10 protein-coding genes and 1 riboswitch are annotated in these 12,552 nt (G+C 37.0%); of the genes, 6 read left to right on the top strand and 4 right to left on the bottom strand.

The window, feature by feature from the left end:
• Positions 1 to 15: 15 nt before the first annotated feature.
• Positions 16 to 3,417: a tubulin-like doman-containing protein gene (locus V7108_RS20590; protein WP_335569285.1), complete on the bottom strand. Its 3,402-nt coding sequence runs from the start codon at positions 3,415 to 3,417 to the stop codon at positions 16 to 18.
• Positions 3,418 to 3,538: 121 nt separating this feature from the next.
• The gene (locus V7108_RS20595) at positions 3,539 to 5,305 is read right to left on the bottom strand and encodes a vWA domain-containing protein (RefSeq protein WP_335569286.1); all 1,767 of its coding nucleotides are present in this window, start codon (positions 5,303 to 5,305) and stop codon (positions 3,539 to 3,541) included.
• Between the two features lie 195 nt (positions 5,306 to 5,500).
• Between V7108_RS20595 and V7108_RS20600 the strand changes: the two genes are divergently transcribed.
• The 3 genes from V7108_RS20600 to V7108_RS20610 are packed head-to-tail and all read left to right on the top strand — an operon-like array spanning position 5,501 to position 8,366.
• The gene (locus V7108_RS20600; protein WP_335569287.1) at positions 5,501 to 5,650 is read left to right on the top strand and encodes a hypothetical protein; all 150 of its coding nucleotides are present in this window, start codon (positions 5,501 to 5,503) and stop codon (positions 5,648 to 5,650) included.
• Positions 5,643 to 6,575: a hypothetical protein gene (locus V7108_RS20605; RefSeq protein WP_335569288.1), complete on the top strand. Its 933-nt coding sequence runs from the start codon at positions 5,643 to 5,645 to the stop codon at positions 6,573 to 6,575. Before V7108_RS20600 ends, V7108_RS20605 begins: the two co-directional genes overlap by 8 nt.
• A gap of 15 nt (positions 6,576 to 6,590) precedes the next feature.
• Positions 6,591 to 8,366: a hypothetical protein gene (locus V7108_RS20610; protein WP_335569289.1), complete on the top strand. Its 1,776-nt coding sequence runs from the start codon at positions 6,591 to 6,593 to the stop codon at positions 8,364 to 8,366.
• A gap of 66 nt (positions 8,367 to 8,432) precedes the next feature.
• Here V7108_RS20610 and V7108_RS20615 read toward each other — a convergent pair whose 3' ends face one another.
• The gene (locus V7108_RS20615) at positions 8,433 to 8,735 is read right to left on the bottom strand and encodes a DUF4359 domain-containing protein (protein ID WP_335569290.1); all 303 of its coding nucleotides are present in this window, start codon (positions 8,733 to 8,735) and stop codon (positions 8,433 to 8,435) included.
• 367 nt (positions 8,736 to 9,102) lie between these two features.
• On the opposite strand from V7108_RS20615, the gene V7108_RS20620 reads away from it, so the two are divergent.
• Entirely contained in the window at positions 9,103 to 9,864 is a 762-nt protein-coding gene (locus V7108_RS20620; protein WP_335569291.1) for a C39 family peptidase, read from the top strand.
• Positions 9,865 to 10,262: 398 nt separating this feature from the next.
• On the opposite strand, the gene V7108_RS20625 is transcribed toward V7108_RS20620, so the two are convergent.
• Positions 10,263 to 10,577, bottom strand: coding sequence for a hypothetical protein (locus V7108_RS20625; protein ID WP_335569292.1), 315 nt, complete (start codon positions 10,575 to 10,577; stop codon positions 10,263 to 10,265).
• Positions 10,578 to 11,275: 698 nt separating this feature from the next.
• Here V7108_RS20625 and V7108_RS20630 point away from each other — a divergent pair.
• Positions 11,276 to 11,560, top strand: a complete 285-nt coding sequence (locus V7108_RS20630) for a hypothetical protein (protein ID WP_335569293.1) — start codon at positions 11,276 to 11,278, stop codon at positions 11,558 to 11,560.
• A gap of 11 nt (positions 11,561 to 11,571) precedes the next feature.
• Positions 11,572 to 11,655, top strand: a riboswitch (cyclic di-GMP riboswitch).
• Between the two features lie 22 nt (positions 11,656 to 11,677).
• Positions 11,678 to 11,815, top strand: coding sequence for a hypothetical protein (locus tag V7108_RS20635; protein WP_335569294.1), 138 nt, complete (start codon positions 11,678 to 11,680; stop codon positions 11,813 to 11,815).
• The last annotated feature ends 737 nt before the right edge of the window (positions 11,816 to 12,552 follow it).

Here is a 12,552-nt window from a genome sequence, read left to right on the forward strand (position 1 = left end):
GAGTAAGAGGCTTTCTTATGATTTTAGTTGCCGTAACATTTCTTGAACCTTAATCATGATTTCTTTGTAGAAACCGTATAATTCTTCGCCATTGACGTAATCTTTGTAGTCATAATCCAGGTTTTCTTTTTCCTTTTGGTAGGTGGCAGCCATCTCTTCAAGAGCAGCAATTAGCTCTGCTGCATTTTCCTGACTAATTAAGTTATTGCTGCGAAGATCTGACTTTCTTTGAAGTTGATCCATCAGTTTTGGACTTAATGCTTGAAAGGCTTGATAGATTTCATAATCAACAAACTTGGTTGTCCGCATTAAATTGACAAAAGGCTCCCAAGCATCCTCTTCAACCTCTTTATCGTAAACATAAAGAGCACCGCGCTTACGAATGGTCTTTGTATACATCGCTTGAATAAAGGCATTCAAGGATTCTTCTTTATCCTTTTGGCCCGCTAAATAATTTTCAATTTCAGCGATTTTTTCTTGGATAGTGCTGTATTTTTGAACTTCCCCTTTCACCTTTTCGACCAATTCAGGTGATCGGATAAAGTTTTCTTTCGCATGCTCAAGTGTTGTGCTGCCAAATATATCGTTTGATTCAATTACTTCCAAGCCGCCATTTAACAATTCTTTAAGTTCACGCAGAAGTGGTTTAATATTACCAGCTATAGCTTTATCTAGTTGTTTGGAATCTACTTCATAACGAGTAAATAGGTCTGAAATGCTGATATCCTTTGTAAAGTGGCAATTGAAATAGGCACTGGTATTTTGATTACTATCCTTTTTCTTAATAATGCCGAATTCCCAAGCATGGTCAAACAGGGTACGAACATGTTCATTATATTTTTTCACCCTGTCATTCATGTAGGTTTGTCCCCATGATTTTTCTGGAATTGGAGAAGGAAGATACGTCCAGTTCACTTTATCCGTTTGGACAAGATGACGTCCTACCCCTTCTTTTTCGGAAATGGTTTTTTCATAGGCCTTTTCAAAATTTTTCAACTGACCATACGTATACAATGGAATCCCATTTTTCGTATTAAGCCAGAAAATCCGATTTTTCAATTCACTTCGTTTAATTGTGTAATTCTCATGATGCAGGGCATGTTTTCTAAAGTTGTTGATTCCGTTATAAATATGCGGTGCACCAGCAGGTACAGAGACAAAGCCCCAATTTGGGAAATTCAGCCTTGCTGCAGGGTTCTTAAGATCGAATACCGGCAGGGCATCTTCATCTAATTTGCCTGCAATCTTTTGTTCAATGATTTGGTCAATGGCCATATCCTGACCATATTTCAGTTTTAGAAAGTCTTCCATCGACTTTGTAATCAGATCGCCAAACTGCTCTGATAAAAAGTCAGAAATATTGCCGACAATATCGATATCACTTTCATCAATCCAATTAATGGATTTATCGAATATCATATTTGCCCATTGCTGGATTAAAAGGTCGCCATCTTTTGAATCAAATATTTTTTGAATTTCTTTTTTAACATCCGGTACACTTACAAGGTTCCAGTAATAGGTGTTTCCTCCACTTCTTTTCACTTCTTCCCCTTTTATCAGGATATCGCCATTTTTTTGAAAAATGTCTTTAAGGGTTTCTAGAATTTCTTTATAAACCTCATAAATTCTAGAATTCTCAATGGTTAAGAGATTTCTTAACTCCTCATAGAAGTCAATCATTTCTTCCATTCTGGATTGTTCAGCTTTTGCATAGTATTCATTCAGCTTTGCTTCAATATAGGCATTTTTCTTGCGTTCCCTAGAAAGGATGGCACTTTTTGCCTCGGCATGCATACTGTAGGAATGCTCTCGTTCACCTTGAATTTTTCTTGGAATCCGCTCAAGCTGCTCATTAAGATGATTGATATAGTTATCGATTGTTTTTAATAAGCTATATCCAGTCTTTGAGTAAATCAAGCGGGATGTATAAATCGGTCCTTTTTGAGGGTGGAGGAAAAGCTGCTTAACTTGATTTTTAAACTCTTCAAGCATATCCTCTGGCAGTTTCACCTTCACTCTGCGATATTGTTCTTTTGCCTTCTTTAGAAACTCTGTATCCAATTCATTCTCGAGATCAATACCTGATCCTTTTATGATATTGTTGTAGGATAAGCGGGCACTGTTTTCGTAACCAGGCAGTGCCTCTGGAACCCGTTCATTAAAGCGTTGGTGCACGGAATCAGGATCAATTCCAAGTTTTTCGGCAAATCTCTCAACATCATTATGATCTGGAGATGAATTAAACATTTTGTTCATTTTATCAAACAGCTTATAACCCACGTACAAGGTAATTTCTTCAATTGGAATTTCTGCCATGGAAGCCCCAATAATGTTGTATTTATAGTTGGCTGGATATGGCTTATCCATCCCTGCAATATTCGTATTAATATTGCTAATATAATCATGGATGGCAAACTCTTCACCCGAACCTCTTTCTTCATTCGCCATGAAGTTGGTTATATTTTCAGCTGTTACATTCATGCAATAATCATAAGCATTTTCCAACAGTTTTCCTTCTGTATTGGTAGCGGAAATTAAATGACATAAGTTAAACGGCGGCACAGGCGAATTAACCGTGAGATGGCTGCCATATTGCATCTGGAATCTCTCTTTTCTTTCATCACAATTCATCCAGTAATCTAGTTCTTTTAAAGCAGCATAACCATTTTTTTGAATGTATTGTTCCGTGTGGGTGCTCATGCCGCTTCTAGATAAATTCACATCTGGTGTGAAAAGATAGCCGAGCATGTTGACTTTATCGACTCCCTCTGGTCCAAATCTGTTCTCGAGAATCCCTCTAACGATATAAGCAATATCGAGGAAACAGCCGCTTCCTGTACCCCCGGATAGTCCTGTCAAAATAAATACATTCAGTTTTTTATTTGTTCCTTCAAGGATTGTATTAATTTTCCTCTGAATGGTCCGAACAACATCACTGATTTTTGTAAACAGCAGCAATCTTCCTGCCTGACGTACCCCGGAGGCACCATTGATACCATCCGTGATCGTAAGCTCAGGAGATAACCAATCGGTGATATAAGGCTCTAGTTTACTGCGATCAGACAATAATCCGCCGATTTCAGGATTGGAAAGCAGGACGAATTCTTTATAGGGATCGAGTCCAATTCCATTTTCGGCAGGATATTTTTTATTTTTTTCCGCCTCATTCGTTTCGAACGCTAGGAATTCAATATTCTTAGGCTTTTCCGCTTTTCGATTCGTAACCGGATCGACTGGAAGCTTAAAACGGCGGTTTACTTGGTATTTAAGCCTTAAAAGGGCATCAATACCCGTCCCGCCCAAACCGATGACCAGCATCGGATTATCAATCGTATCAACGCGGATTTTATCTGAAACAATCCCTCCGCCTAAAGAAACATCTAACTGTTGAATATGCTCTCTCACACTTGCTCTCATGTAACCATTTCCTCCTAGAATTCGAGTGTCAAATACAGTAACAAGGACAATTTAGAATAAATATAATTTGGTGCCTGGCACCTGATTAGAATGAATATAAAATGGTCACCTTAACAAAGCCTTAACTGATATATTCAATATAAATTGATTTATTCACGTTTTTTAGTACAACTCGCAGACGATCATTTTTTTTGATTTGCTGGCCTTTTTTGGCGTCGATGGCGCGGCCGCTTTTTTCAATTGTACAGTTCGAGTTATTGATGAGAAGGAGTGTATCTCCTGTATTCGGCTTAATGATAATTTGATTGGTCTCCGCTAATTCAGCCTGGAGTCCAAGTATCTGATGAAGCTGAAACTTACCTTTAAAGACATTTAGTTTCCTGAATTGAGGATTTGTGCGCTCACCCGTATCTTCATCTTTGATTTCGATGACGAATTGACCGCTAAAGCCTTTCGGTTTGTTCCCTATTAACTTGTATGCAAGTACAGCAGCAACAAGAGCTAGGACAGCACCGATGACCACATAAAGCCAAGGGAATGGTTTCTCTTTCTCCGTTTCAGACGGCTTTACCGCTTCTGGTGCCTTAGCCTCTTTTTGCAGTGTTATTCTTTGTGGAGACGTTTCACGGAAAAAGCTATTATCCTCAGCCTTCACCACTACTTCATACTCAGAAGAATCCCCTAGCTTCAGTTGGCCGGAAAATCCTTTATCCCCTGAAGTAAGGCTGATTTCCTCTGTTTTTCCCTTATCAAGATCTTCCACGAAAAGCGTTGCTTTCATCGATTTATAGATTGCTTGATCGGCAATCGCTGTCCCATTGTCTTCAAAAAAGGCATCAATCTGAACACTTTCACCAGCTTTATAACTCTCTTTCGCAAGAGGGTTCAGCTTCAATTGCAAATCATAGTTGAAGATCAGATTAATATCGATTTTGTCTTCGGGAACCCCTTTAACCATAAGCAGCCAATCACCGGCTACAGGCTTAATCAATTTGACCATGGAATAAGCCTTTGATTGTGAAAGCACAACTTGGTCTGAAGGGATCGCCAGCTCTTTTCCGGAAGGGTCAATGAGCTTTACCTCAACCGGCTGACTTGAAATTAACGAAATGTTGGCCTCCAACACATTTTCGTTTGGAACATTGATTTTAATATCCTGAAAATCACCGTTCCCAACGACTTGACTAACAGGGACGATCTTCAATTTCAAATGGTTCGCAAATATTTCACTTAGAATGGAAGGAAGCTGATCGGCTGAGGTGGCTTCAAAGAACTTACCATTCGTACTATTGGCCACATTCGAAAGGACATCTTTGTTCAGCTCGCCATTGGCATTTAAACCAATCGTATAAATGGGATACCCTTTTTCTTTAGCACCAGCGACAGTCTTATTCAGTTCATCCTCTGCCTGTTGCAGCGTTTTTGACTTTTTCGGGTCAAGTTCGTTATTCCCGTCTGCCAACAGGACGATCAGTGGGAAATACCCCTCTTCATGACTGCTGTCTAGTACTTTAACAGCTTCTGTCAACCCAGCCGAAAGATCCGTATATGAATATTTATCAACAGTATCGATAAAATCCTTTAAATCCTTCTTATCTTGTTCAGTTTGCATCTTGATTAGTGCCTTTTCACGCATGACTTCACCTGCGTAAGCGATGGCACCAATTTTATCGCCTTTTAGAGCGGCCATGTCTATAAACATCTTCATCGCTTCACTACTTATACTATTCGGATCGGTGCTCTTCATCGAGTTACTAACATCGACAACCAGCATCCCCTCAATCCGGGAAGTAGAATGAACCGGACTTTCAGCATCTACTTGATAAATACTGATATTCCAAAAAAGAAAAGCGATCATTATTACAGTACTAATCCATTTTTTTAACATCTATTTGCTACCCCCAACAGCGTTTCTTTTTCGTCTATTTATTACAAATCTTGCATGATATTACCATTTTACCACCGCTGCCATAATATTCAAAAACAATATTCTACTAGTTATATTATAATAGTACTATTATAGTATAAGATAATGTATTTTTTGGAAAAATAGTGGTTTATTTTGTAGAAAAGGGGAAGTGGAATGTACGGAATTGTATTTACTAGTATTCTAGTACTAATTCTTTTATTGAAAGTCTATTTTTTAATAAAAAATAGACAGAATAGCGGCAGTTTTGAAAGTATGGATGATGAACTAGTCATCATGTTAAATGAAGGTGATTCCATTGAATAAGCAGGCTGTTCAGTTTTCTAAGAAAAAAAGGACAATGCATCGTTTTCAAAAGATAAAAATGTGTAAAAAATGTAATCGCTATTCCGTTCTAATCGACGATAACTGCCCAATATGTGGCTCAGATTTAATAGGGATTGAAAGCCTAGTAAAGTCTATTTTTAAAAACCGTTTATTTACCGAATCGATATGGATCTTAATTTTGGTCAGTATTGGAATTGTTGCTGCTCCAACTATCGCAACTCTGTACTATTCCTTGATTTCCGGCTTAATTTTTTGCTTGGCGTATGTCATCCTTACAACCTTTTTTATGAAAAGTGAGTATAATCTTCAACTCAAAAAACTACTTCGAAGTGATTGGACTAGAATCAAAGAAGGAATCCAATTTGACAGTAATCTTGCCAAGGATGATGTACAAGAAAACCAACTCGCTCCAGCCTATGAAAAACTCCGGGAAGTTGGTGATTTTATTAAAAATGATGAAGTAAAAATCCGTCAAATAAAAATTTTAAACAGTATCATTCTTCGTAGTGACATGGAGTTAGAGCTTGACCGACTAGTTCCTTCTTCCTACGATCGTGATTTTGTCTTCTATGCATTGGATGTGTTAAAAATCAACCGATCTTTACTTACAAAAAAAAGCATCGGTTACTTTATTCAATTTCGTGAGGAAATCATCAGAGATTTCGGAATAGAGGCGCTTATTTCTGTGGCAAGCAGTGCCTTAAGAATGAAGCTGTACATTCTAGAGTTTTCGGAGTTTATCGAAGAATTCCTTGACTATTTTCCAAAGGAACGCATGTTACGGCTGTGCAGTATCCTTAATTCAAATCCTGATATCAAATGGGGCAGTCTCAAGGACAAAACGAAGCGCTTGGTTGCAATGAAGTATCATTATGATCCCGATTTTAAGCAGTTTGTATCGTAGAAAGGATAGATTCTTATGTTTAAATTTACTGTTTATCGAAAAGTGAGTCTGTCCCGTAATTTTTTCTTATTGATATTAATAGGTTGCTTTGTTGCGGTTAGTGGCAAGATGGTCTTAGCACATCAAAAGATTGCCACCTATGAAGAGGCATTACGATTATATGAGTCTGGAGAATTAGTTGCTGCGGAGAAAGAGTTCCGAGCGGCAAAGTTGAATGTTTCCATTTCAGACCATAATGAAGACATCAATCTAAAGCTCTCGATTTTATCTCCGATCCGTGAAAAGATGGAAGACTTAGACGAAACAGCAGCTGCATACCATGACGACAAGGCTATCGAAAGCCTCACAGAAACGTATGGCCACTGGACGGAAAGTAAAGATAAATGGGTAACAGGCACCGCAGTCCAAAAAGATATGTATGGTGAGATGCTTGATTTAACCAAGTTAGATAAAGATATGGAAGATTATTTTTTTGAAATAAAGAAGACTCAGATGGCTAGGTTGAACAACACGAGTGGAATCGATAGTAAGGAAGAAGAAGAGATCTATAATTATTTAAATTTGATTCCAGGACAGTATTACGGGTCCGATTTGAAAAAAACAATCGTAATTCAAGCCATTTTCAAAAAATATTATGGTGATAAAATCGCTAAATTACTAAATACAAATTCACCTGTGAGGGAAATTGTAACAGAAGGCAACAGGCAATTCGAAATGCTTTCCGACTTTTCCATTGATGTAAATTGGCTTAGGGATTCCCTTGACCAACACCTGCTCAAAGTCCTTTCCGGTTCTAGGGACGAGAAGGACTATGCCCGCTTTGCAGAACAGGCAAACAGCACCAAGAAACTATCTTCAAAAATGGCAGCAAGTAAGGTATTTGGATTTATTGAGGAAACGAAAACAGATTTCCTAACTGAAGCTAAAAATCTTACAAATAATCATAAATTTGCAGATGCCATCAGTATCTATGAAGCACTTACTCCATTAGAGGACAGTGCTGAATTAATTACCAACACAAATCTTGCATGGGATAAATATGAGCCAATCCGCGTGCTGCAGCGCTTGTATACAGATAAACAATTTCCGAACTTTGTTAACAGTACAAATAAATTTGGAGCAGACAGTGTGGTTGCTGCCATCTCCAATGACAGCCTGCTTTATTTTGGCAAAATTATGGGTAAGGAAAACATGGTTGTAAAAGAAGGAAGTATAGCAAATTCACTAGAAATTACTAAGATTTCCTTCCACTCCAATCTTAGTACTACTGACAATCCAGTGATCTTTATCGATGCCAAATCGGAGTCACGGGATCATCGTTACATGGCTTTCGAAGTACGCTCAGAATCAATCGTCGAAATTCTTGATGTGGAAGCAGATCAACTAACCATTGAATCGAATGGTGTTTTATTAGTGGATAATCCTGTTGGTAAAGGAGAAGGAGAACTAGCCTACTACGAGTCAAGCTATAATGGATATTACCAATACACAAAAATAAAAGTAGACTATATTGAAATTAAGAAAGAGGAAATCACACAAAACATCGGGAAAAAGGTTCGTTTCCGTGCTTATAATGATTCACCACGAAATGACAGTGCCTTAATAAAAGTATCAGAAACTTATAATTACGACATGAGGACATATGACAGAGAGTATGTATTGTTAAAAGGCCAATCCAAGTTTTCTTATGGATACTATGATTTTATAGGGGTCGTTACCGGTTTTGAGACCATAGATGACTATGGCACAACCATCACTGTACCAGTCGTTCAGGTAGAAAAGATGGAATAAAAAGAAGGTCAAATGGTTGTGTATAGACACAGCCCTTTGGCCTCTTTTTTAAATCAATTTCATAAATCATTCTTTTGTTTTTGAAATTGAAAAGAATTTATTAAAAATCCCTATAGAAGTGGAATTCCCTAATCCAACTTCAGAAAAATCGGTTTTGTATATGGAGAAAATAAAATAATCCTTCCGTGTTGTGCCTGCATCAAAAAAGGATTCACCTGCAACGGAAAGGATGCCCTTTTCTAAGATGTTTGAGGATTCATTCATCGATTTATTATTCATCCAATCAATATATTCTTTACGTTCAGGGTTTGTTTCCGACAAAACAAAAATGACAAGAATGATTACAACAATAGACAGAATTCGTTTCAACTTTTCCGACCCCTTTTCATTAAAAATTTTTATAAGAACGGTTGTTCTGGTTTAAGTGAACTTGTCCAAAAGTAATGTCACCATGGTTCCCATGGACTAATCATATTCTACTTGTACGAGAAAAATTACTATATTTTGGTGAAATAAAGTAAACAAAACTCACCAAAAAGCACAGGTGGGTTTCTTAATTTAAAAATGACCATTTTATTGTTAAGACGATATTCCTAAAAATTGTTAGATTATCCCTATAAATATCCCAGAATACAAAAAATAATAGTACTTTTCAACTGTATATGATAATATGGTAGAAAATTAGGGAAAATTTAAACTAAAGCTATATTAGACTATTAAAACTTGGAGCACACATATGAATAACAGTAAACGAAATGCCATTCTATTAACCCTCCTATTATTCTTTCCAGTTTATATTGCTACCTTTTCCCCCGCAAAAAGCAGTGCGGATTATATTGCTAGTGTGCATAAAAATAGGAATATAGTAGTCTATATAAAGGAACCATTGCTCCAGGATCATGTTCTTCTTCAGGTCCCTACGTTAATGCAATTTCCAGAACTTCCTCGTGGATGTGAAGTGACAAGCTTAGCTATGATGTTAAATTATGCAGGAGTGCAAGTAGACAAGCTCACCCTTGCAAACCAAGTTACGAATGTCCCCTATTTTAAAGATGGTTATAACGGCAATCCAAATCAGGGATTTGTTGGCAGCATGTTTACCTATAAAGAACCTGGTCTTTCCGTATACAATGGCCCCATAGAAGAACTTGCGAATCGTTATCTGCCAAACCAAATTGACAATATGTCAGGGAAGGAATTTTCTGCTGTTAAAAAGAAGCTAAACGAGGGGAAACCTGTTTGGGTCATTGTAGGGAGTACCTTTACCTACATTCCTGAGGAAAAATGGGAAACTTGGAATACCATTCAAGGAGAAATCAAAATTACCTCTAAAGTACATTCGGTTCTTGTTACAGGCTATGATGAAAACAAAGTGTATTTCAATGATCCATTTTTTAGTGATGGGAATCGTTCAGCCAAATATGAAGACTTTGTCTCAAGCTGGGCTCAATTTGGCAGCCAGGCCATTTCATATAAAAGTAAAAATAATGAGGATTAATCCGAAAAATGAAAGAGGCTCTTCACTAAGAAGGCCTCTTTTTCTATAAGGCATTTATCAAATACCTACTAAAGAACACACCGTGAATGAAACCATGGGAAATTTGTTGATCAGTCTTAAGTGATTTTGATTATAACTGGAAAGAACCCTTTTGAAAAATGAACTTTGGATGGTTTTCAAGAAAATTTATTGTCGGCAGGTAGATTCTAGGTTTCTATATGAATCTACAAAACTATTCATGGAAGACAGTCTACGACAAAAAAATGAGTTAATTAAACGATTAGTTAAAGAATACCGCAGGGACGGTTCTCATGGCTCGATTATGGGTTAGTATCCCAGACGGATGATCGGTTCAACAATCAATACCAACGCCATCAGAATGGTCCCCAAATCATAAGTCATTCTTTAGAGATAAGTGTTCGTGAGGCGCCTAAGATCCTTGATAGTTGGCGAAGTGACATGCCTTTTATTTGTTTTGCCTTTTTAAGGATTTCATTCCGTTGGAGTCTTGGTAAACTCTTAACTTGGGCAATTTCAATTCCATTCAACTGCTTCTTAATCAATTCCCTAGCTTCAACATCCGTTAATCTTTTTTCAGACATGTGGTCATCTAGACATTGATTCTGATTTACTCTTTCATTAAATTCTTTAAATCTCTTTCTGGCTAGAAGGTTTTCCTTCGAAAACATTCCCAAAATGAATTCAGGATCCAAGAGTTTCCTTCCCTCTCCGTAATAAATGATTGGGTTAAAACCAATTCAATTATTTAATCGTTTGATTAAATTTCCGATAAGCCCTTTTAGCAAACATATTTTTGACGGTTTTCAATAGAAATAATTGTCGTATAAAAATTATGTATCTTAGAAAATACCTTCAAAACTAACAATAGAAACTAGTAATATATAAATTCCTACAAATAAAGACAAGTTATAATACCAATTAATCGTTTGATTAAAAGTAGTACAAATCCTTTTGAAAAACGAACTTTTACCTGTATACAAGACAATTTATTGTCGAGAAAAGGCACTTAAATTTTCTAATAGATATCAATAATACATACAATGATCCTAATTTATCGCTGATTCCTTCCAAATGTTTGTCCTTACAAACAACAGACCATACATAAAGTATTTAACCCGAGGGCAACAGCTTACACCAAAATCCCTTATAGCTCTACCCACTTATAAAAAGCCCCCAGAACCGTGCCCTTAAGTGATACCTGGATTCAATTTTGCCACCAGTTTGAGTTCGGAGCCCACTCTTATTAAACATCAAAAATAGAAGAGGCATTTTTCATGTTGTGACAGATTAACGGAAAAAGAAACGAAATGGGTCATGGCTACATTTATTAATCATTATTGAAGAAGGAATTAGTTGAAAAGGAGAAAGTGTCTGTGTCTGTAGTGAAGCAATGGAAAAGCTGGCCCTAATATCGGTAGAAAGTCCGAAGGCAGCGATGGAAGAAATAATTGCTTCTGATGTGTTCACATCAACAAACGGAATTTTTGGTTCTGTTAAAGGTGCAAGATTGGGTGATCCGCCTCATCGGAAACTCCAGGATACTCTCGTCCTAAACAATCATCTTTATCTAAGAATTCATCCATCGAATATACCGCTTGAGCTAAACCTGTATGAACCAAAAGCACGAATTTTGTCGAAGCATAGTGATTTCCCACTACTGTTATGCTTATTATAATATAAAGTATTTATATTTAAGGGCAAACTCACTGAAAGGTGAGGACGCAAAGCTATAGGGGCTTCCGTCCCGGGACCAGCCAGCCAGCTACCATCAAATGAAAAAGGGGAAGTTTTGATGTCAAAAAGTATTTGGACCACACCCGAAGAGGCAATGAGAAAGAAGAAAATAAAGAAGTACCTAATGTATGTTGCAATTATGATTGGCACAATCGTTCTTAGTACAGTAGTGACATTACTCGCCAACTCAATATAGAAAAGTCTATACTTATGTAGATCGTTTTTCTACCAATACACTACTAAATACATAACTAGCATTATCCCTACTGGGATACAATCGCTGCACTTTTATTGAATCGGTATTTAGGATACTGCAATGGATTAACAGATAAACCTACATTGAAAAAGGGAGGTTTCTAACTTACTAGAAATCTCTCTTTAAAACTTACCACCATCTACATTGATAGTTACATCTCTGCTTTTGGTTTGTTTTCAAACAAAGAAATACACACTTTTAAAGAATAAGGAAGACCCATAAAACGAGTTTAATCATATTTAAATTCTCCATATAGCCTTCTCAAAATCCCCTTTAACCATCCATTTTAATTTGGGAAGTGAACCTGCATTTAGAATCGCAAATTTCTCAGATTAATATCTTTTTAAGTTAAATTTAGGAGAGACACGGGGACGGTTCTAATGGTTCAACTATTATGTCTCTAGGTATCTCCCAAAGCCATCAGAACCGTCCCAATGGTCTCGTCTTTCTAGGTAGGTCCCCATCTCTATTTCCTAGTATCATCAAAAGAGGCTGGGACATAACTAGCTTCAAATAGTGAAAAAGGTGAAATTGAGCACACTCAATTTCACCTTTTTCTGTTTTTACTCATAATAGTTGTTTATTCTTAGCTGTTAGCCGTGAATTTTTGTAAATTCACGGCCATTAACGCTATTCCCATTTCATTCTCAACCTTCGATTTTCCACGTACAGAAAAC

The sequence above is a fragment of the Neobacillus vireti genome, from assembly GCF_036962345.1.
In the GTDB taxonomy this organism is placed as follows: Bacteria; Bacillota; Bacilli; order Bacillales; family Cytobacillaceae; genus Neobacillus; species Neobacillus vireti_A.